At 66.8% G+C, this 19,918-nt stretch carries 20 protein-coding genes and 1 riboswitch; of the genes, 15 read left to right on the forward strand and 5 right to left on the reverse strand.

Annotated features, from left to right (window positions below; all coding sequences use genetic code 11):
- Positions 1-15: 15 nt before the first annotated feature.
- The 5 genes from tolB to ybgC form a co-directional block, all read right to left on the reverse strand.
- The gene (gene tolB / locus AC1Q6V_RS05780; protein ID WP_454751172.1) at positions 16-1,389 is read right to left on the reverse strand and encodes a Tol-Pal system beta propeller repeat protein TolB; all 1,374 of its coding nucleotides are present in this window, start codon (positions 1,387-1,389) and stop codon (positions 16-18) included.
- A 208-nt stretch (positions 1,390-1,597) separates the two neighbouring features.
- On the reverse strand, positions 1,598-2,617 hold the full coding sequence (tolA, locus tag AC1Q6V_RS05785; RefSeq protein WP_454751173.1) for a cell envelope integrity protein TolA: 1,020 nt from the start codon (positions 2,615-2,617) through the stop codon (positions 1,598-1,600).
- Between the two features lie 36 nt (positions 2,618-2,653).
- Positions 2,654-3,097, reverse strand: coding sequence for a protein TolR (gene tolR, locus AC1Q6V_RS05790; protein ID WP_010813739.1), 444 nt, complete (start codon positions 3,095-3,097; stop codon positions 2,654-2,656).
- 70 nt (positions 3,098-3,167) lie between these two features.
- Positions 3,168-3,851 (reverse strand): protein TolQ, encoded by a 684-nt coding sequence (gene tolQ / locus AC1Q6V_RS05795; RefSeq protein ID WP_011615851.1) that lies wholly within the window; start codon positions 3,849-3,851, stop codon positions 3,168-3,170.
- Positions 3,848-4,252: a tol-pal system-associated acyl-CoA thioesterase gene (ybgC, locus tag AC1Q6V_RS05800; protein ID WP_010813741.1), complete on the reverse strand. Its 405-nt coding sequence runs from the start codon at positions 4,250-4,252 to the stop codon at positions 3,848-3,850. Before ybgC ends, tolQ begins: the two co-directional genes overlap by 4 nt.
- A 155-nt stretch (positions 4,253-4,407) precedes the next feature.
- A riboswitch (ZMP/ZTP riboswitch) is annotated at positions 4,408-4,553 on the forward strand.
- 124 nt (positions 4,554-4,677) lie between these two features.
- Here ybgC and glyA point away from each other — a divergent pair.
- The 15 genes from glyA (at position 4,678) to ribD (ending at position 19,863) form a co-directional block, all read left to right on the forward strand.
- Positions 4,678-5,925, forward strand: a complete 1,248-nt coding sequence (gene glyA, locus AC1Q6V_RS05805; RefSeq protein ID WP_010813742.1) for a serine hydroxymethyltransferase — start codon at positions 4,678-4,680, stop codon at positions 5,923-5,925.
- Positions 5,926-6,081: 156 nt separating this feature from the next.
- Complete coding sequence (gene nrdR / locus AC1Q6V_RS05810; protein ID WP_010813743.1) at positions 6,082-6,549, forward strand: transcriptional regulator NrdR; 468 nt, start codon at positions 6,082-6,084, stop codon at positions 6,547-6,549.
- A gap of 132 nt (positions 6,550-6,681) precedes the next feature.
- A complete protein-coding gene (gene pilV / locus AC1Q6V_RS05815; protein ID WP_454751174.1) occupies positions 6,682-7,311 on the forward strand; it encodes a type IV pilus modification protein PilV in 630 nt (209 codons plus the stop codon).
- 1 nt (position 7,312) lies between these two features.
- Complete coding sequence (locus tag AC1Q6V_RS05820) at positions 7,313-8,347, forward strand: PilW family protein (RefSeq protein WP_454751175.1); 1,035 nt, start codon at positions 7,313-7,315, stop codon at positions 8,345-8,347.
- Complete coding sequence (locus AC1Q6V_RS05825) at positions 8,344-8,952, forward strand: pilus assembly PilX family protein (RefSeq protein ID WP_010813746.1); 609 nt, start codon at positions 8,344-8,346, stop codon at positions 8,950-8,952. Before AC1Q6V_RS05820 ends, AC1Q6V_RS05825 begins: the two co-directional genes overlap by 4 nt.
- Before the next feature lie 35 nt (positions 8,953-8,987).
- Positions 8,988-12,830, forward strand: coding sequence for a pilus assembly protein (locus AC1Q6V_RS05830; RefSeq protein ID WP_454751176.1), 3,843 nt, complete (start codon positions 8,988-8,990; stop codon positions 12,828-12,830).
- Positions 12,827-13,282, forward strand: a complete 456-nt coding sequence (locus tag AC1Q6V_RS05835; protein WP_010813748.1) for a type IV pilin protein — start codon at positions 12,827-12,829, stop codon at positions 13,280-13,282. The genes AC1Q6V_RS05830 and AC1Q6V_RS05835 overlap by 4 nt, the downstream gene beginning before the upstream one ends.
- On the forward strand, positions 13,273-13,815 hold the full coding sequence (locus AC1Q6V_RS05840; protein ID WP_010813749.1) for a GspH/FimT family pseudopilin: 543 nt from the start codon (positions 13,273-13,275) through the stop codon (positions 13,813-13,815). Before AC1Q6V_RS05835 ends, AC1Q6V_RS05840 begins: the two co-directional genes overlap by 10 nt.
- A gap of 209 nt (positions 13,816-14,024) precedes the next feature.
- The gene (locus AC1Q6V_RS05845) at positions 14,025-14,336 is read left to right on the forward strand and encodes a type IV pilus modification PilV family protein (RefSeq protein ID WP_058696686.1); all 312 of its coding nucleotides are present in this window, start codon (positions 14,025-14,027) and stop codon (positions 14,334-14,336) included.
- On the forward strand, positions 14,333-15,238 hold the full coding sequence (locus AC1Q6V_RS05850; RefSeq protein ID WP_439668127.1) for a PilW family protein: 906 nt from the start codon (positions 14,333-14,335) through the stop codon (positions 15,236-15,238). Before AC1Q6V_RS05845 ends, AC1Q6V_RS05850 begins: the two co-directional genes overlap by 4 nt.
- Positions 15,232-15,837: a pilus assembly protein gene (locus AC1Q6V_RS05855; protein WP_058696688.1), complete on the forward strand. Its 606-nt coding sequence runs from the start codon at positions 15,232-15,234 to the stop codon at positions 15,835-15,837. Before AC1Q6V_RS05850 ends, AC1Q6V_RS05855 begins: the two co-directional genes overlap by 7 nt.
- 323 nt (positions 15,838-16,160) lie before the next feature.
- The gene (locus AC1Q6V_RS05860; RefSeq protein ID WP_454751177.1) at positions 16,161-17,684 is read left to right on the forward strand and encodes a pilus assembly protein; all 1,524 of its coding nucleotides are present in this window, start codon (positions 16,161-16,163) and stop codon (positions 17,682-17,684) included.
- Positions 17,681-18,139: a type IV pilin protein gene (locus AC1Q6V_RS05865; protein ID WP_454751178.1), complete on the forward strand. Its 459-nt coding sequence runs from the start codon at positions 17,681-17,683 to the stop codon at positions 18,137-18,139. The genes AC1Q6V_RS05860 and AC1Q6V_RS05865 overlap by 4 nt, the downstream gene beginning before the upstream one ends.
- A gap of 7 nt (positions 18,140-18,146) precedes the next feature.
- Positions 18,147-18,695, forward strand: a complete 549-nt coding sequence (locus tag AC1Q6V_RS05870; RefSeq protein WP_454751179.1) for a GspH/FimT family pseudopilin — start codon at positions 18,147-18,149, stop codon at positions 18,693-18,695.
- A 52-nt stretch (positions 18,696-18,747) separates the two neighbouring features.
- On the forward strand, positions 18,748-19,863 hold the full coding sequence (ribD, locus tag AC1Q6V_RS05875) for a bifunctional diaminohydroxyphosphoribosylaminopyrimidine deaminase/5-amino-6-(5-phosphoribosylamino)uracil reductase RibD (protein WP_454751180.1): 1,116 nt from the start codon (positions 18,748-18,750) through the stop codon (positions 19,861-19,863).
- Positions 19,864-19,918 lie beyond the last annotated feature (55 nt).

Genomic DNA, 19,918 nt, shown 5'->3' on the forward strand with positions numbered 1-19,918 from the left:
GGTGAATGACTCCTGTTATTGCATGAAAGGACCCCAGGACGGCTCGCGAACATCGCCGGACTGGAGGGACAGAACCTGCCGGGTACGCCCGTCAGTGGAAACCGCCGCCAGCACCGCGCGACCGCCCACGCGGGTGGCATAGAGGATGTACTTGCCGTTGGCGGCAAAGCTGGGCGCTTCGTCGTTGGCCGTATCGGTCAGCGACGTCACGTCGCCGTTGCTCAGGTCCTGCAGCTGCAGCTTGAAGCCGCCCGCGCGCGAGATGTACGCCAGGTACTTGCCGTCCGGCGAAACCCGCGGGCTGACGTTGTAGCTGCCCTTGAAGGTGACACGTTGCGCACCGCCACCTTCCTCGCCGGAAGCGGGCATGCGGTAGACCTGCGGCGCACCGCCGCGGTCGCTGGTGAAGTAGATGCTCTTGCCGTCCGGAGAATACTGCGGCTCGGTGTCGATGGCGCTGCTGCGCGAGAGGCGGCGGATGCCGGAACCGTCGGCATTGACCTGGTAGACCTGGGTATTGCCGTCTCGCGACAGCGCCAGCGCCAGGTGCCGGCCATCAGGCGACCACGACGGCGCGCTGTTGTTGCCCTTCTGGTTCGACACCAGGGTGCGCTTGCCGCTGGCCAGGTCGTGCACATACACCACCGGCTTCTTGGCCTCGAACGAAACATAGGCCACGCGCGCGCCGTCCGGCGACCACGACGGCGAGATGATCGGCTCGTTGCTGGTCAGCGCCACCTGCGCGTTCTGGCCATCGGAGTCGGAAATCAGCAGCTGGTAGCGGCCACCGACCTTCGACACGTAGGACAGGCGCGTGGCAAACACGCCGCGCTCGCCGAGCAGCTTTTCATAGATGTAGTCGGCGATCTTGTGCGCGGTCACGCGCAGCTGGGACTGGTTGACGGTAAAGGCCAGCCCGCCCAGGCTCTGGCCCTTGACGGTGTCGTACAGGCGGAAGCGGACCTCATACTTGCCGCCGGCGGCCGGGGTCACGCTGCCGGCGACGAAGGCATCGGCGCCGCGCGACTTCCAGCTGCCCAGGTCGACATTGGCGGATTCCGCCACCGTGGCGCCGCCCGGATCGACATTGCGCAAGCGCCCGCTGCGCGCCAGGTCGGCGCGGATGATCGCGGTCAGGTTCTGCGGGGCCTGGGCCTCGCCCTGGAAGTTGGCGGTCGCAACCGGGATCTGGCTGGAGCCGACCCCGGAGATCTCAACGTTGAGTTGCGCGTGCGCGGCGCCGGCTGCCATCGTCATCGCCGCCGCCAGCCAGGCCATCAGCGCGCGGCGGCCGGCCAGCGGATGCCGGCCGATGGTGCGTTGGGATTCGGGTTGGGTTGCGTTGTGCCGCCTCGCGGACAGCCAGTTGGGGGCCCAAAGCTTTCGCATGCTGCTCCTCAGTCGATTTCAAGTTTCGTCGGGCACGGCAGGCAATCGGCAACACGGGCAAATGCGGCATTGCAGCGCGTGGCGCATGCCCCGTCTGTGTGCGTATCGCACCCTGCCGGCCGCGTCAGGCAACCTGTCATGCTAGCGCTGGGACCAAGACCCGGCGATGAAGGTTGCATTATGTTGCAAATCATGCCGCCGAGGCCACTCAGTCCTTCGGACGGAAGGTAATGGTGAAGCTGGCCGGCGCCTTGCCGTTCTCATCACGCGGCAGCGGGTCGGAACGTTCCACCGCGCGCAGCACGGCATTATCCCAGCCCGAGTTGCCGCTGGACTTGGACAGCCGCGCTGACAGCAGCGAACCATCCGGCGCCAGCTGCACCGACACCACCGCGGTCGGGTTGCCCGGCACGTCCTCGCCAAAGACGATATTCGGCTTGACGCGGCGGCGCACGCGGTCGGCATAGCCCGGCGACGCCTTGCCACCGCCGCCGGCACCCGCGCCGGCCGTACTGCCCACGCCGCCGCCGCCCGCGCCGGAGCCGCCGGCCAGCGCCTGCAGGCGCGCCAGCTCGCTCTTGCGCTGGGCATTGGCCGCAGCCTCGCGCTTGGCCTTGGCGTCGGCATCCGCCTTGGCCTTGGCCTTGTTCTCGGCGTCAGCCTTGGCCTTGGCGTCCGCCTGGGCCTTGGCCCTGGCGTCCGCTTCCTTGCGTTCTGCTTCCTTGCGCTCGGCCTGTTCCTTGCGCTGCTGTTCCTGCTGCGCTGCCTTCTTCTTCGCGTCGTCCTTGCGCTGGGCTTCCTTGCGCTCGGCCTCGCGCTGCTCCGCTTCCTTGCGCGCGGCTTCCTTGCGTTCCGCCTCTTTACGCTCGGCTTCCTTGCGGGCAGCCGCCTGCTTGCGCTCGGCCTCTTCACGCGCCGCCGCCTCGGCACGGCGCTTCTGGCGTTCCAGCGCGATGTCGGCGTCGTCCTCGACCTTGCTCTTCACCTCGGGCAGCGGCGGGGCCGGGCGCGGCTGCACCACCGGCTCCGGCGGCGGCGGGGGCGCGGTGGCGGCCGGAATCTCTTCCCACAGCTCGGCCTCGGCGCCGACGGGGGTGCTGCTCTGCAAGCGCACGCCGTAGTACAGCACGACAGCCAGCAGCATGTGCATGAAGAGCGCGAACAGGAAGGAACGCAGGGTTCCCCGCTCCTTGACCGGCTGGTAGGGATAGGCGGCGACGGTCTTCATCAGGCGCAACGGCAATCAGATAGGCGCTTCAATGCGTCAGGAGGTCTTGGACTTGACCATCAGGCCGACGCGCTTGACGCCGTCGGCTTTCAGGATCGACATCACGTCCAGCACCGCCTCGTACTTGACCGCGCGGTCGGCGGCAATCACCACCGGCTGGTCGGGATTCTCGTTCTGGCGCTGGTGCACGAAGTCGAGCAGGCCCTGCTTGTCGAGCTTGCGCTCGAAGGCATTGCCGGCGCTGTCCTTGCCGCGCGCGGTCAGCTGGCCACTCTCGTGCACGGTGACTACGATCGGCGGCGCCTTCTGCTGCGGCGTGGCGTTGGCCACGGTGGGCAGGTCGACGGTGGCGGGGCTCACGATCGGCGCCGCCACCATGAAGATGACCAGCAGCACGAGCATGACGTCGATGTACGGCACGACATTGATGTCGGCGCTGGCCCGGCGGCGCGAGCCGCCACGGCGCTGAATGGCTGCCATTGCAGGACTCCTGGAAACGCCGGCCCGGGCTTGCGCCCGGACCGTCTGGATTAGATTCGATACGTTGCAGTTAACGCGCCTGCCGTTGCAGGATGTTCAGGAACTCCTCCATGAAGCTCTCGAACCGGATCGCCAGGCGGTCGATCTCCGTGGCATAGCGGTTGTAGGCGATCACAGCGGGAATGGCAGCGAACAGGCCGATCGCGGTCGCCACCAGCGCCTCGGCAATACCGGGGGCCACCGATGCGAGCGTCGCCTGCTGCACATTCGACAGGCCGCGGAAAGCGTTCATGATCCCCCAGACCGTGCCGAACAGGCCGATATACGGGCTCACCGAACCCACCGACGCCAGGAACGGCAGATGCGATTCCAGCACATCCATCTCGCGCTGGTAGGCCGCGCGCATCGCGCGCCGGGCCGCATCGAGCAGCGCGCCGGCTTCGTTGCCGCGCTCACGCGCCTTCAGGAACTCGCCCATGCCGGATTCAAAGATCCGCTCCAGCGCGCCGGTGTTGTGGCGGTTGTTGACGGCACTGTTATATAGCGCCTGCAGGTCGCCGCCGGCCCAGAAGTCGCGTTCGAACCCCTCGGTCTGGGTGCGCGCCGAGCGCAGCGCCAGGTGCTTGCGGAAGATATAGGTCCACGAAAACAGCGACATGACGAGCAACAGCGCCATGACGGCCTGTGCCAGCAGGCTGGCGTGGAGCACCAGCGTTACGATCGACATGTCTTGCGTGACGGTCACGGGATTCATCGTGCGGACTTGATGGTAGCTAGAACGGGGTCGGGAATCGGGGCGGGACGGAAAGTGCTTCGATCGACACACCCAACACGGATCGCGCCAGAGGCCAGCATCAGCTCGCCACGCCAGGCTTCCTGGGTGAACTGGACCGACGCCGGGCCGACCCGGTCGATGCGCGTGCGGATCTCGAGCTGGTCATCCAGCCGGGCGGGCGCATTGTAGTCCACTGCCGTGCTGCGGACGATAAAGACCACGCCCGCCTCGTCGGCGAGTGATTGCTGCTCGATGCCGAGCGCACGCAGCCACTCGGTGCGGGCGCGCTCGAAGAACTTCAGGTAGTTGGCGTAGAACACTACGCCGCCCGCGTCGGTGTCTTCCCAGTACACCCGCAGGGTCCAGACAAAGTTTGTCATGGCCGCAATTGTAACGGAGAGCGATAGCGGTTTCGTGTAAACCCGCATGACGACTTTGCAACAGCAAGTTGCTGGCCAGCCCTTGCCAGCGCTTGCCTGGCGGGGCCGACGGCTTGCGGCGGGCGCCCGCCTCGCGCTACACTGCGCGCAACCATTCCATCTTGCGCGACTGGCGAAGTCAGTGGGCACTACCACGAGGAAGCGCAAGTTCTCTGGCGTGACGTTCATTGCGCGTTCGCGTAACGTTCAGCACGCCTAGGCGTGAAGTTGCTTGCGCCTGCCGCTCGCCTGGGCAGCGAATGGGAAGCAGGGTGCGCCCTGCACCGACGGTTAGAAGCCGCCGGTGCTGGTCGCCGCTAGCCTTCCCCGCGCGCCCTACCCCCGATGCGTGAATCGGATTCCCTATTTTTCAGACGAGTTTCGCCATGTTCGAACGCAGCCGTTTTACGATCGACCAGATCGACCCCGAGGTCTTTGCCGCCATCCAGCAGGAGAACCAGCGCCAGGAAGACCACATCGAGCTGATCGCCTCCGAGAACTACACCTCGCCGGCCGTGATGGCCGCCCAGGGTTCGCAGCTGACCAACAAGTACGCCGAGGGCTATCCCGGCAAGCGCTACTACGGCGGCTGCGAGTACGTCGACGTCGTCGAGCAGCTGGCCATTGACCGCGTCAAGCAGCTGTTCGGCGCCGAAGCCGCCAACGTGCAACCCAACTCGGGCTCGCAGGCCAACCAGGGCGTGTACTTCGCCGTGCTCAAGCCGGGCGACACCATCATGGGCATGAGCCTGGCCGAAGGCGGCCACCTGACCCACGGCATGGCCCTGAACATGAGCGGCAAGTGGTTCAACGTGGTCAGCTACGGCCTGAACGCCCAGGAAGACATCGACTACGACGCGCTGGAAAAGCTGGCCCAGGAGAAGAAGCCCAAGCTGATCATCGCCGGCGCCTCGGCCTTCGCGCTGCGCATCGACTTCGAGCGCATCAGCAAGGTTGCCAAGTCGATCGGCGCTTACTTCATGGTCGACATGGCCCACTACGCCGGCCTGATCGCCGCGGGTGTCTACCCCAACCCGGTGCCGCACGCCGACTTCGTCACCACCACCACGCACAAGAGCCTGCGCGGCCCGCGCGGCGGCGTGATCCTGATGAAGGCCGAGCACGAGAAGGCCATCAACTCGGCGATCTTCCCCGGCATCCAGGGCGGCCCGCTGATGCACGTGATCGCCGGCAAGGCCGTCGCCTTCAAGGAAGCGCTGACGCCTGAGTTCAAGGAATACCAGCAGCAAGTGGTGAAGAACGCCGCCGTGCTGGCCGAGACCCTGATCGCGCGCGGCCTGCGCATCGTCTCGGGCCGCACCGAAAGCCACGTGATGCTGGTTGACCTGCGCGCCAAGAACATCACCGGCAAGGAAGCCGAGCGCATCCTGGGCGAGGCGCATATCACCGTCAACAAGAACGCCATCCCCAACGATCCGGAAAAGCCGTTCGTGACCTCGGGCATCCGCCTGGGCTCGCCGGCCATGACCACGCGCGGCTTCAAGGAAGAAGAAGCCCGCATCGTCGGCAACCTGATTGCCGATGTGCTGGACAACCCGCACGACGCCGCTAATATCGCCAGCGTGCGCGAGCAGGCGGCAGCCCTGACCAAGCGTTTCCCGGTCTACGGCTGATGCATCGAGGCCGCCCATGCGGATTCCGCATGAGCGGCCGGCAGCTCCGCAAGCCGGCGTCCTCGGGCACCGGCTTGCGGGCCTCGCCAACCCGCCCCGCCTCCGCAGAACGACAACACGGACAAGGCGACGGGGTTCAACTGAAGGTGGTCCGGCATGAAATGCCCCTTTTGCGGTCATTCCAATACCCAGGTACTCGACACGCGCATGTCGGAAGACGGCGATGCCGTGCGCCGGCGCCGCCGCTGCGAAGCCTGCGACCGCCGCTTCACCACCTATGAGCGGATCGAGCTGTTCTTCCCCGCCATCGTCAAGAAAAACGGCTCGCGCGTGGACTACACGCGCGCCAAGCTGAAGGATTCCATGCGCCTGGCGCTGCGCAAGCGCCCGGTCTCGGCCGAAGCCATCGACGAAGCCATCACCCGCATCGAAGAAAAACTGCTGGCACTGGGAGAGAAAGAAATCCCCAGCAGCCAGGTCGGCGAACTGGTGATGCGCGAATTGCGCAAGCTCGACAAGATCGCGTATATCCGCTTTGCTTCGGTGTACCGGAGCTTTGAGGACGTGTCGGAATTCCGCGACGTGCTGGATGAGTTTGCGGCGTCCACCCCCCGGAAGGGGTAGCAAAAGTAACAAAATCGTTGTTTAATCCCCGTTGCATTTCCGCAAGGCCCGCTGTCGCATATTAAAAGGGCCCGGGATTGCAGACCAAAAAAAGAAGTTAACGAAGTCGGACGTCTTTTGACGGGGGTCAGAATGGGTCAACGCTGCCGCGGGGCAGCCGGCTTTGCCATGCTCGAAGCATTGGTGGCAATTGTCGTTCTGGCGGTTGGCGTGCTCGGCGTCGCCAGCCTGCTGCTGAATTCATCCCGCTTCACGCAACAAGCTTCCTACGACACCACTGCCATGCAGCTGGCCACCGAGATGGCCGAGCGCATGCGTGCCAATCCGGCCGTCTCGCAAACCGGCGCGGCGGCGGAAGCCATCATCCCGAACCGCTACTTCATCGACACTGCCACCGGGCAGCCGCCCGCGCTCACGGCAGCAAACAGCCCGTACGCGATCGCCTGCCCGGGCACGGCGGCCGGGTGCGCGCAGCAACTGGCGGATTTCGATGTCGCAGAGTTCTGGGAGCGTGTCAGCACAGGCCTGCCTGGCGGACGCGCCGTGATTTGCCGGGACATGGTCGCCTACGACCAGACTACCGGCTTCTCATGGGGATGCACGCCATCGGCCACTGGCCGCGCGGACGACGCACCGATTGTCATCAAGATCGGCTGGATCTCGCGGCTTGCCGCCAAAACAGTGGCAGCACGGGTCGACATGTCCGATATGGGCACGCGCCCCCAGATGGTCATCGTGGCTACGCAGGGTACGGTGAACTGACATGCGCAATGCCAGGATGTATCTGAACGCCGGCCGGCATCGTCAACTGGGGCTGTCGCTGGTGGAGCTGATGGTGGCGATGACGCTGAGCCTGCTCCTGATCATGGCTGCCGCGGCGCTCTACCTGACCGGACGAGCCAACTACAACAGCATCGATGACACCACTGCACTGGATGAGAAAGGCCGCTTTGCGGTGGATACCGTGGTTCGGATCGTGCGCCAGGCCGCGTGGAGCAACTATGCGGGCAACAGCGCTGCGGCCTCTCCCGGCGCCAGCGGGCCTCCCGCGCCCAGCCCCGGAGGCGTCATGCTCACCACCACGAGCCTGTCGCCGACCATCAGCGGCCTCGACAGCTGCGGCGCCCCCGCGCAAGATCTCGGCAATCCGGCGCAAAACCTCGCGTGTCCGGCCCAAGCGGGTGCCGTGAACAAGAGCGATGTGCTGCAGGTCCGCTTCTTCGGCTCCGGCACGCAGCAGGACCGCACCGTCCCGGACAACAGCATGATCGACTGCTCCGGCAATGGCGTCGCCGAGCCGCAGGCCTGGGAAGACGCAGACCTAGCGCGCGGCATGGCGGTCTTCTATGTCAGCAACGATGCCGGCGGCATGCCTCAGCTGATGTGCGGCTATCGTCCACGGGACGCCGCCAACAAGGAAATCCTCACGGCCGGCACGGCGTACCAGGCTGTTTCGCTGATCTCAGGCGTCGAAGTCTTCCAGGTGCTTTACGGCATGGATACGAATTTCGACCAGACCCCGGACCGCTTCCTGTCGGCCACCGAGGTGCTGGCCCTGCCCACCACCTGGCAGAACGTCGTCGCCATAAAGATTGCCATGGTGCTGATGGGCGATACCGCCAGCGCATCGCCTCAGGATCCGCCAACCTTCCGCCTGTTCGGGCGCCTGTTCCCGGGCTCGCCGGGCAACGACACATCCTTCACGCCGGCCACGCAACTGCAGCGCATGCGCCGCCTGTACACCGTCACCGTACAGCTCCGGAACATGGCCACCTGCACCACGTGCTCGCCGACATGAACGCCCGCACCGCGCACCCCAACCCGCGTGGCATCGCGCTGATCACCGCCCTGGTGATGCTGCTGATCATCAGCGTCATCGCCATCGCCGGTGCCCGGCTGGCCATTGGCAGCAAGCGCATGGCATCGAACCAGCGCGACCGGGACCTGGCTCAGCAAGCGGCCGAGGCAGCCTTGCTGGATGCGGAAATCGACATCCAGGGTGTTTCCGCCCCAACCAGCCGGTCGGCCATCTTCTCCGGCACCACGATGAATGTGCTGCCGTTCGTGGCGGGTTGCAATACGGGCGTGACAGGCGCCTCACCCTTCCAGGGATTGTGCGACCCGGTGCTCGACGGCACGCCGAACTGGCTTGCCGTTGACTTCAGCCAGACGGGCGCCAACGCACGCACCACCGCCTACGGCACCTTCACCGGCCGCAGGTTCCCGACCGCGACAGGCGGGCTGCTGCCTGCCGCCCTGCCGCGCTACATCATCGAGCCGATCAGCGACATGTCGCCAGGCGCGAGCGAGGGCGCATACATCTTCCGCGTCACGGCCGTCGGCTTTGGCGCTAACCCGGCGACCCGGGTCATGTTGCAGTCGTACTACCGGAAGGGGGAATGAATGGCAACGTCCATGCCTGTCGCGGAGCACGGCAAATGAGCCGGATCCGGAAATTCATTTTCGCGGCAATGGCCGCGCTTCTCAGCCTGCCCGCCGGCCCGCTGCTTGCCGCAACGGAACAGAGCAGCCTCGCGACCGTCAAGCTCGCGCAGGCGCCGCTGTACGGCCGCAACCAGAATATCCATCCCAACCTGCTGCTGACGCTCTCGGTGGAGTTCCCCACGGTGGGGTCAGCCTATCGCTCCGGCACGTATTCGCCGACCACGGAATACATTGGCTACTTCAATCCGCGCAAGTGCTACAACTACAGCGGAAGCGCCAGCAATGGCTATTTTGTCATTGCCGGCGACGCCAACACGGCCGATCACACATGCACGGGCCAGTTCAGCGGCAACTTCATGAACTGGGCCACGGCCTCGGCCATCGATATGCTGCGCTACGCGCTGACCGGGGGCGACCGCGTCGTCGACTCCGCCACACAGACCATCCTGCAACGTGCCGTGCTGCAGGAGAGTTTTTTCAACAGCAACTCCTACTTCCCCCGCAAGACCTACGACAAGGCGTCCTCGGTCACGCCCTTCAGCAGCAGGACCTTGTACATCACCTCATGTGGCAACAAGGTGTTCTTTGGGGACAGCACCGAGTCCGGCGCCAGCTGCTCGAGCCCCGGCAAGTACAGGAGCCAGGGCACCTACCTGGTACGGGTGCAAGTCTGCGATGCAAGCGAAGCGAGGTCCCGCACCGATCTCTGCAAGCTGTATCGCACCGGGTACAAGCCGGTTGGCGAAATGCAGCGCAATGCAGACAAGGTCCGCTTTGGCGCGTTTGGCTACCTGAACGACAGCGCCAATACCCGTTATGGCGGTGTCTTGCGGGCGCCCCTGAAGTATGTGGGGCCGAACACCGTCGACAGCAATTTCAACCAAGCCAGCAACCTGCGCCGGGAATGGGATGACGACGGCGTATTCATCCAGAACCCCGAGAGCGCGTCAGAGAACATCAGCGGCGTCATCAATTACCTGAATCAGTTCGGGCGTTCCGGCGCCTACAAGTCATTGGATCCGGTCGGCGAACTCTACTACGAGAGCATCCGCTACCTGCAAGGCCGGCAACCAACGCCCGAAGCCATCGACAACGCCAGCGCCTACAAGGATGGATTTCCGGTCTACACACAATGGACAGACCCCATCCTTGCCAGTTGCCAGAAGAACTACGTCCTTGCCATTGCCGATATCAATACGCACTGGGACCGCTACATTCCCGGCAACTCCAGGACGACCTACCTCTCCGGTGGCAAGCCGGTCTCTGCCAACGACTCGGCCCGGCCGGCGGACGCGATATCGAAATACAGCAAGTACAGCTTCGATGTCACGACCTGGACGCAGGCGGTGGCCGATCTCGAGAGTTCGGGAACATCCGGCAACAGCCGCCCCGACACCTCGCTCGCCAACCTGGCTGGCGCCGACACCGGCTCCAGCGGCCACGGCACCTACTATATGGCCGGCGTCGCGTATTGGGCCCATACCTATGGCTTCCGCCCCGATATGCCGGAATTGCGCGTCACCACGTTCAGCATCGACGTCAATGAGAACGGGAACGGCAGCGTCGGCGACGAACAGCGCCGCAGCCAGATGTACCTGGCGGCAAAATACGGCGGCTTTGACGACCAGAATGGTGATGGCAATCCGTTCCGCACCAAGGGGGCCAGCGGCGCCACCGTCACCAGCAATGCCGAATGGGAATCGTCGGGCGGATCCGACGTCCCCGCCAACTGGTTCCTGGCCGGGCAGCCGGCCGCCATGATCGCTTCCATCAAGAAGGTCTTCGCGCAAATCGTCAACGCGGCCGGCACATTGTCTGGCGTGGCACTGACCTCTTCCCAGGTGGCGAGCGACACCCTCTTGTTCACTCCCGGATTCGACCAGCGATGGAACGGGCGCCTTTCGGCACTGGCGGTGACCAATGATCCCGACACCGGCGTTCAGATCTCCAGTACCGAAACCTGGGAGGCCGGCAAGGTGCTGACTGCCCGCACCGCCGCCCGCAATCTGCTGACCTGGGTCCCGTCGGGCACGGCCGACAATGCAGGAACCGGCGCGGGTGCGGGCGCCACCTTCGAATGGAAATCCCTCAACGCCGCGCAGAAGGCCGCACTGAAGCTCGCGCCGACAGAGACTGACACCGTGGCCCAGAGCCGGCTCAGCTATCTGCGTGGCGAGCGCAGCCAGGAGCAATCCACCGGCAGCACGGGGACCATGCGCTTGCGCGACTCACTGCTGGGCGACATCGTCAACTCGGGCCCCGTCTACATGGCGGCCCCGTCCAGCACCATCGCCGAAAGCGACTACACCGCCTTCTACAAGGCCCACAGCCAGCGTACCGCCGCAGTTTACATCGGCGCCAACGATGGCATGCTCCACGCCTTCAATGCGGCCAATGGCTCTGAACTGTTTGCCTACGTGCCAAACGCAGTGTTCGCCAACCTGGCCCAGCTGACCTCGCCGAGCTATATCCATCGGCCGTACGTGGACGCCACGCCTGCCGTGGCGGAAGCCCGGGTCGGCAACGCCTGGCAGACCGTGCTGGTCTCTGGCATGGGTGGCGGCGCGCAAGGCCTCTTTGCGCTGAATGTCAGCGATCCCGCCAGCGTCGGATCCGGCAATGTCTTGTGGGAGTTCACGGACAAGGATGATGCCGACATGGGCAACGTCATGTCGCCGCCCCAGATCGTCAAGCTGTTTGCCGGCAAGGACTCCGACAACAAGCCTGTGTACAGGTGGTTTGCCATGACGGGCAACGGCCTGAATGCCAACGATGCGGATGGCGCGAGCAATCCGGCCGCGCCTTCGGTGCTGTTCATCGTGGCACTGGACAAGCCGGCCGGGACGCCGTGGCAACTGGGCGTCAATTACTGGAAGATCTCGATGGCGGCGGACGTCACCGCCGGCATTGCCAACGGGCTGAGCTCGCCGGCGCTGGTGCGGCTTACCGACGGGCAGACCGTCGCCGCCTACGCCGGCGACCTCCAGGGCCGCCTCTGGAAGTTCATCCTGAATGGCGGCCCATCCACCTGGAACGCTGCCGGGGCCCTGCCCTACTACGGCGGCGGCAACTACGGCCGGCCGCTGTTCCAGGCCCGCGATGCCAGCGGAAAGCCGCAACCGATCACGGTCCAGCCCAAATGGGTCTACGCGCCCGGCGGCTACATGGTGGTGTTCGGCACCGGGAAGTACCTGGAGCCTGCCGACACCATCACCACCGGCACGCTGACCCGGAACGCCATGTACGGCATCTACGATGCGGGAGGCTCCCAGTCGATCGCAGACCGCAGCATGCTGAACCCGGTCACCCTGACCCGTAACAGCAAGGGCGCTTACGAATATTCGTCACGCAGCTATAGCCTCGGCTCAAAGACTGGGCAGAAGGCGGGGTGGTACTTTGATTTCCCGGGCAACGGAGAACGCCAGGTCACCGCACTCGTGCCAGCCTACGGAAAGATCTGGTTCAACTCGCTGATGACCGGCGATGATCTTTGCGGCGCCTCCAGCAACAGCGGCCGCTATCAGATCAATGCGCTGACCGGCATGCCCGCCACGGGGACATCGACCGGCGATCTCTCCACCTTCGGCATCCTGGGTGCGCCAGTGCTGATCCAGACCAAGACCACGGTCGATCCACAACGCAATGCCGTCGGCCAGATCACTACGCTGAAGTTCATCGACGTGTTCTCGTTCGGCGCATCGGGTGGCGGCCGCAGCGCAGGCGCGTCGTTGTCCAGCAGGCCGCTTGTGTCCGGCAACACAGCCACCGACGGGGGGCACCCCACCACCGGGCGCCTTGGCTGGCGCGAGATTCGCAATTTCGGAGCCGCAAAATGAAGCGCTGCCACCGTGACTGGCGTCGCCACGCCAGCGGCTTCACGCTGATGGAGATGCTGATTGCCATCGCCATCCTTGGCATCCTCGCCGGCATTGCGTATCCCAACTACGCCGAACATGTTGCCCGCGGGCGCCGCACCGAAGCCAAGGCTGCATTGATGACGGCCATGCAAGCGCTGGAGCGTCGTTACGCACAGGCCAACTCCTACGTCGACCCCGCCGACAGCACGCGCGCCTGGCGCGGCTTCCCGCAAGCCTCGGAAAGCGGCAACTACGCGATTGCATCCGGCGCGTGCGCAGGGCTGGCATTCAACGAATGCGTGCAGGTCAGCGCCACGCCCACGATCGCCGACAACCGCTGTGGCACGCTGCTGCTGCGCAGCACCGGCGAGCGCGGCGTGCTGATCAACAATGTCGCCGCCTTCGCGAACCTGCCCCAGGGATGCTGGTGATGCGCCCTCAAGCCCCCCGACCCCAGACCGGATTCACGCTGATCGAACTGCTGGTCACGCTGGTCGTGCTGGTCATCCTCGCCGGCATGGCGGCACCCGCCTACACCTCCTTCATTCAGCGCAACACGCTTGCCACTGAAGCAGACGCGCTGGCTTCGTCGCTTTCCCTGGCACGGGCCAGTGCGCTATCGCGCAATAGCTGGGTCACCGTGGCGCCCGTCAGCAATGACTGGCGCAACGGCTGGACTGTCTGCCTGAACCCAAATCGAAACGCGGACTGCACGGGCCAAGCCGTGCTGGTTCAGCATGTCCCCTCCGCCCAGGGATTGACCGTAGCATTCTCCAGCACGCCGCAGTCGGGGGTCCTCTCCTACTCGCCCGTAGGCTATACCCGCACGCTGGCAGATGCGATGCAGTCTGCCCAGGTGCTGATGGGACTGGGCACCGGCAACCAGAAGCTCATCGATATCAGCCAGTTGGGCAGGGTCCGCGTATGCGCGCCCGTGCCGACACAAGCCACGGTGTGTCAGTAGGCGAGGCTGCCTGGTCGCTGTTCCCGGGAAGACCGAAACAACATTCCGCAAATCCTCCACGCTTAGGCACGTATTCGCCTGCTCGCGACAGCTAGTCTGACGGTCCCTGCCAGTCTCGGTGACCGCCCATGCCGGATCTTCGCAAGCCAGCACATCCACCTGCCCGCCCGCGCCGCAGACCGCGTTGCGCCGGCCGCCCCGCGGGATTCGTGCTGCATGAAACGCTGTGCGCGCTGATCGTGCTTGGTGCCGGGCTGATGCCAATGATGGGGCTGGCGCCGAAGGCGCTGGCCCAGCTGCGCGAACTCGACGCGCTGGCCCGGTCCGCCCGCCTTGCCGTGGAGATGGCTGAGCTGGATACAGCGCAGCCGGCACTGCAAAGCGGGCGACCAGACCTCTGGTCGAGCCGGTGCGGGAGCAACCCGGCGTTTCCGTGCCCGGAAGATTCGCCACTGATCATGGCCGGACGGCTTGGCGGGCAGGCCGGCATACCCGCGATCGCCTTGTGGATGCAGCCATGAGGCGGGACGCATCCAGGGCATTCTCGCTGGTCGAGCTGCTGGTCGGACTGATACTCGGCCTGATCGTCACCGCGGCAGCCGTTGCGGCATTCCATGCCACTCGTACCGCCTACCTCACCGCCACCGACCGCATCCTGCTCGAAGAGCGCGGCCAGCGCGCCCTGACGATCATCGCCGCGCTGCTGCGCCAGTCCGGCTGGCCGGGCGAGCCCCTTCCCGCCACCTCCTACCCTGCGCCGCCGGCCGTCAGCGGCGCCGACGACTGCGGTCAGCCTGCCATCGGTGCGGTGCCGTCCTGCGGCAGGGCTGGCGTCGGCCGCAGCGATGCGCTGCTGGTCCGCTTCAGCGGCAGCGGCCTGCCGGCTGCGCCGTCGCAGCCGGATGAAAACATGACCGACTGCAGCGGCTACGCCGTCGCCGCGCGCGTGGCCGGTGCTGACGCGCACAGTGGCTACGTCGCAGCCAACCTGATCTATGTCGCGGCGGGCAGCGATGGCGTGCCGCAACTGCTGTGCCGCTACCCGGCACGCCGCGGTGGCGTGATCGACGGCACTGGCTGGACCTCCGGCGCGCTGGTCCGCGGCGTTGAATCACTGCAAGTGCGCTACGGCCTGGATACGGACGGCGACGGCCGGGCCGACCGCTTCGAGACGGCATCCGCGATCCACTCGCTGGATGAATCCGCCTGGCATCGCGTGGTGGCCGTGCAGATTGCCATTGCCGTGCGCGGCGAGCGCCCGGGTTCGGCAGCGGCAAGCCCGGGCAAAGACGCCGACCCACCCGGCACCGCCGCCGGCGATCTGGCGCCGGTGCCGCCGTCGCAGGCCGGCACCGCCCGCCGCGTCTTCGCCACCACGGTGCGGCTGCGCAATGCGCCACGCTGCCAGGAAACGCTGTGCTAGCCCGCCGCCTTCCATGTCGCCACAATGCAGGCGCCGTCACGCTGCTGCTCTGCGCCACGATGCTGCTGCTGGTAGTGCTGACCGCTGCCGGCACGCTGCACATGCTGCTGTCCGCGCGGCAACTTGCCGTCATGCAGCTCGAACGCGAAATCGCATTCCGGGCCGCCGAGGTCGCGTTGCTTGATGCCGAGTCGGACCTGCTTGCGGCCGCCATATCGCAAGACACGATGGGCCGGCTCGGCATCTGGCCGGCACCGGGACACTGCGGCAGCGGCCAGCAGGCTGGCGTGTGCCGGCCAGCGGTGACGGGCCCACCCGTGTGGCAGCCCTGGCTGCTGGCCGACACCAGCGCGGACGCCGTCGGCGTGCCATTCGGCCGCTTCTCGGGTGCGACGCTGCCGGTGCTGCCCGCGGGTGCCGCCGGCACGCGCGAACTGCCGCGGTATGTCGCCGAGATCCTGGACGAAGCACCGTCCGGCTACAGCACTCCGGATGCCCCTTCCGCCACCACACCGGCACCACGGATCCGGATCACGGCCATCGGCTTCGGCCGCAGCCGTGCCGTACGTGCCGTGCTACAGAGCGTGATCCAGCCGTGAATCGCCTCGTTGCCGTTGCCTCCGCCTGCCTGGCCATCGCCATTGCACCAGCGTCTGCCGCCACCGGATCCGAAGCAGGTCGGCTGCCCCTGGCTTACCGGACCACGGCGGGCGCATATCCATGGACCGGGCGCTTGTTCGCTGTCGGCTGGCAAGGACCGGCGCCAGTGCTGTCGCCTTATCTATGGGAAGCCGGCACGAGCCTCGACCATCGGCCGGTTGGATCGCGTCGCATATTCACGTCGTCAGCGCCGCCGCAGCGCGTCATCGCGCTGCAATGGGCTGCCATCGATGCCGCCTTCCGGAATACGGATAGCGCGGACATGCTGGGCCGCCTTGACCGCGCTCACCTCGAATGGCTGCGCGGCGACCGCACCGAGGCCGGCCTGCGCCAGCGCGACACGCGACTCGGCAATGCCGCAGGCGCGCGCGTGCGGGTGGTTGCGCCTCCGGCCTGGGCGCCTGGCAAACCCGGGCATGCCGGCTTTCGCGCGCGCTACAGCCTGCGCCCGCACGTCGTCTGGCTGGGCACCAACGACGGTCTGCTGCATGCGTTCAATGCCGTGACCGGCGAGGAGCGCGCCGCCTATCTGCCCGGCGTGCTGTTGCCCTATGCCGCCGCCACGCCGGCGAACGACGCGCCGCTGGCGCCCGCGCCCTGCCCTCGCCCCGAAGCGCAGGATGTGACGATCCATGGCGAGTGGCGCACGGTCGTGCTGTGCGGCATCCCTGGCAGCGCCAGGACCGGCAACCCCGCAGCGGCATTCGCGCTCGACGTCTCGGATCCCGACGGTCCGATGCCTTTTGCATTGCTGTGGGAGATCGCCGCCACGGACACATTGCCACTATCCGCACGCGGCCCGGTGCGTGCCGCCGGCATTCCTGGCCAGAACGGATTGCGCTGGTACGCAGTCGTGACGCTGGCTGCCGCGACCCATGACAAGTCGGAGGCAGCGCGCTCCGGCCTTGCGCTGCTGCCATTGGACAAGCCCGCCGGGGCGGCATGGGCCGGGCAGTACGCCGTCCGCACCTTGCCATTGCCGGAACGCGACTGCCTGGGCCGGCCGGCAACCGGCAACCTGGTGGCGGCCAGCGTGCTGTCCGACATGACAGGCACGGCACGCGCTGCCTATGCGACAGACGATGCCGGCCAGCTATGGCGCTTCCCGCTCGCGGAGGCGCCTCAGCCGGGCGGTGCGCCCGCCGTGTCATGCCTCCACCGGATGCAGACGTCGGCGCAGCCGCTCATGCCCGAAGCGCCCGTGCTGCTCGGAGCGCCGACTGCGCCGGTCGTGGTCTATGGCACGGGCAACGAACTTGCAGCGGTGCCCGACCTGTCGTCCACGCGCGCCGCCACGGCGGTCCCGTTGGTGGAAGTCGCGGCGCAGGCCGCAGATGGCGGGCACATCCTGCGCGCGCAGCCAGCCGGCGCCGGCGATGCCGGCTGGCATCTGACCCTGCCCCATGCCGGCGAACAGGTGGTGGAGGTCCAGCCGGTCTTCCCCGGCCATCTGCTGTTCGTGACGCGCACGCCCGATGGCGCGCAACGCAGCTACCTGGTGCTGGCGGCGACCGGGGAATCGGTCAGCCAGAGCGGAACCGGCGAACGCCTGCACATGGCCACCGGCCAGTTGCTGGCTCCAGGCGCCAGCGTGTTCGTGACCGTTGCCGAATTGCCCGCCGCACCGGCGCAGCCGGGACGCACCGCGCGCCAGGCTTACGAGCTGTCGCTGTGGGCTGTCGATGGCAACACGGTCACGCGGGTGTCGCAAACCATGGCCAGCCGGCACACCGGGCGCCTGCGCTGGCGCGAGATCGCCGGACCGGTACGGGAGGATTTGCCATGACTACCGCGGCGCCTGCCTCCCGGCCCCGGGCCGGGTTCAGCCTGGTCGAGCTTGCGGTTGCGTTGGCCGTCCTCGCCATCCTCGCGGCCATCGCCGTGCCCGCATGGCACGGCCACCTGATGCGGGGATGGCGGGCGCAGGCGCGTACCGCGCTGACCGAGGGAATGCTGCAACTGGAGCGCCACGCCGTCGGCGCCATGACGTTTGCCACCGAACCCGGTGCCGAAGTGGCCGCCGGGGAATGGCCACTATCCGTACCGGCCACCGGCACCGTGCGTCATATCGTGACAGCCGCGGCATGCCCGCAGGCCGGCCTGGATACCTGTGTTGAATTGCGAGCCGTCCCGCAGCGGCCCGACCCGGAGTGCGGCGTGCTGATCCTGCGCAGCACCGGACAGTGGCTGACGCTGCCCGAAGGTGAAGCCGTGCCACGGCCGCTTCCGTCCCATTGCTGAAGGCACGATGAACAGCCACGCTCCCCGCCGCCACCATGGCCTGACTCTGGCCGAGCTGCTCGCCGGCCTGGCCATCCTGGCACTGCTGGCGGCGGCATCCTATCCGGTGTTCGGCGGCCTGCTCGCCCGGCAACAGGTCACACTGGCGGCCGACCGGCTGGCGGCATCGCTGGCGCTGGCGCGGGCCACCGCACTGGCGCGCCGCCTCGAGGTGACGCTGCAGCCGCTGCCGGGCGAGGCGACGCTGGGCCCTGGCTGGCAACTGGTCGCGGCAGACGGCGCCCCGGATCGCCGCGCGGTGCTGGCCGTGGTCGAACCGGGCATGCCCTGCCTGTGGGTGACGCTGCGCCAGACCGCCCGCGGCACGAATGTGCTGAAATTCCTGCCTGTGGGATACTCTCGTTCTGAGCAGGGCGGTTTCCAGGCCGCTACTTTCACGCTCGGCTGCCGTGGCGAGCAGCGGCAAGTCAGGCTGGGCGCGCAGGGACGTATCCGACTCTGCACCCCCGGCCGCGACGCTGACTGCGATGCGACGGAGTCCTCCGGACCACCATAACCCGGCAGCCCTGTATTCCAGATCGCTGCGCCAAGGCAAACGCAACCGCCGAATGTTTTCCGATACCGACCACGCCGCCATGCAACAGGCCCTCGCGCTCGCCGCGCGGGGCATGTTCATCACCACGCCCAACCCGCGCGTCGGCTGCGTGCTCGTCAAGGATGGCCAGGTCATCGGCCAGGGGTTCACCCAGCCGGCCGGACAGGACCATGCCGAGATCCAGGCGATGAAGGACGCGCTGGCGCGCGGGCTGGACCCGGCCGGCTCCACCGCCTATGTCACGCTGGAGCCGTGCAGCCATTTCGGACGCACGCCGCCGTGCGCCGATGCGCTGGTGCGCGCGGGCGTAGCGCGCGTGGTAGCGGCCATGGAGGATCCCAACCCGTCGGTATCCGGGCGCGGCCTGCAGCGGTTGCGCGAGGCCGGCGTGGACGTGCGCTGCGGCCTGCTGGAGAAGGAAGCGCGCGACCTGAATATCGGCTTCGTCTCGCGCATGACGCGCGGGCTGCCGTGGGTGCGCATCAAGGTGGCGGCATCGATGGATGGTGGCACCGCGCTGCATGACGGCACCAGCCAGTGGATCACCGGCCAGGCCGCGCGCGACGACGGCCATGCCTGGCGCGCACGTGCGTGCGCGATCCTCACCGGCATCGGCACCGTGCGCGACGACAACCCCGCGCTGACGGTGCGGGCCATCGCCACGCCGCGCCAGCCCCAGCGGGTGCTGGTCGATTCGCGGCTGGAGGTCCCGCTGGACGCGCAGATCCTGACGCCGGACACCGGCCAGTTCGCCAAGCCGGTGCTGGTGTTCTGCGCGGTGGAGGACCGCGAACGCCAGCGCGCACTGGAAGGCCGCGGCGCCGAAGTCGTGGTCCTGCCCAACCCGCACGGCAAGGTCGAGTTGCGCCGCATGCTGGAAGAACTCGGCCGGCGCGGCATCAATGAGCTGCACGTGGAAGCCGGCTTCAAGCTCAACGGTTCGCTGGTGCGCGAGCATTGCGCCGACGAGCTGCTGATCTACCTCGCACCCAAGCTGCTGGGCGATGCCCAGGGCATGTTCAACCTGCCGCCGCTGGCGCGGCTGCAGGACGCCGCACAGTTCCGCTGGCATGAGATCCAGCAGATCGGCGACGACCTGCGCCTGATTGCCCGGCGCAACGACGCGTAGCGCGCCACCCATCGGCACCGCGTATCCAGATTCCAAATACCCAAAGCAGAAGACA

This window comes from Cupriavidus sp. GW823-FHT07B10 (genome assembly GCF_058794355.1).

Bases quoted from the DNA above. Each gene is read 5' to 3' on its own strand.
- tolB (WP_454751172.1), bottom strand. From the start codon at position 1,389: ATGCGAAAGCTTTGGGCCCCCAACTGGCTGTCCGCGAGGCGGCACAAC.
- tolA (WP_454751173.1), bottom strand. From the start codon at position 2,617: ATGAAGACCGTCGCCGCCTATCCCTACCAGCCGGTCAAGGAGCGGGGA.
- tolR (WP_010813739.1), bottom strand. From the start codon at position 3,097: ATGGCAGCCATTCAGCGCCGTGGCGGCTCGCGCCGCCGGGCCAGCGCC.
- tolQ (WP_011615851.1), bottom strand. From the start codon at position 3,851: ATGAATCCCGTGACCGTCACGCAAGACATGTCGATCGTAACGCTGGTG.
- ybgC (WP_010813741.1), bottom strand. From the start codon at position 4,252: ATGACAAACTTTGTCTGGACCCTGCGGGTGTACTGGGAAGACACCGAC.
- glyA (WP_010813742.1), top strand. From the start codon at position 4,678: ATGTTCGAACGCAGCCGTTTTACGATCGACCAGATCGACCCCGAGGTC.
- nrdR (WP_010813743.1), top strand. From the start codon at position 6,082: ATGAAATGCCCCTTTTGCGGTCATTCCAATACCCAGGTACTCGACACG.
- pilV (WP_454751174.1), top strand. From the start codon at position 6,682: ATGGGTCAACGCTGCCGCGGGGCAGCCGGCTTTGCCATGCTCGAAGCA.
- AC1Q6V_RS05820 (WP_454751175.1), top strand. From the start codon at position 7,313: ATGCGCAATGCCAGGATGTATCTGAACGCCGGCCGGCATCGTCAACTG.
- AC1Q6V_RS05825 (WP_010813746.1), top strand. From the start codon at position 8,344: ATGAACGCCCGCACCGCGCACCCCAACCCGCGTGGCATCGCGCTGATC.
- AC1Q6V_RS05830 (WP_454751176.1), top strand. From the start codon at position 8,988: ATGAGCCGGATCCGGAAATTCATTTTCGCGGCAATGGCCGCGCTTCTC.
- AC1Q6V_RS05835 (WP_010813748.1), top strand. From the start codon at position 12,827: ATGAAGCGCTGCCACCGTGACTGGCGTCGCCACGCCAGCGGCTTCACG.
- AC1Q6V_RS05840 (WP_010813749.1), top strand. From the start codon at position 13,273: ATGCTGGTGATGCGCCCTCAAGCCCCCCGACCCCAGACCGGATTCACG.
- AC1Q6V_RS05850 (WP_439668127.1), top strand. From the start codon at position 14,333: ATGAGGCGGGACGCATCCAGGGCATTCTCGCTGGTCGAGCTGCTGGTC.
- AC1Q6V_RS05860 (WP_454751177.1), top strand. From the start codon at position 16,161: ATGCTGGGCCGCCTTGACCGCGCTCACCTCGAATGGCTGCGCGGCGAC.
- AC1Q6V_RS05865 (WP_454751178.1), top strand. From the start codon at position 17,681: ATGACTACCGCGGCGCCTGCCTCCCGGCCCCGGGCCGGGTTCAGCCTG.
- AC1Q6V_RS05870 (WP_454751179.1), top strand. From the start codon at position 18,147: ATGAACAGCCACGCTCCCCGCCGCCACCATGGCCTGACTCTGGCCGAG.
- ribD (WP_454751180.1), top strand. From the start codon at position 18,748: ATGTTTTCCGATACCGACCACGCCGCCATGCAACAGGCCCTCGCGCTC.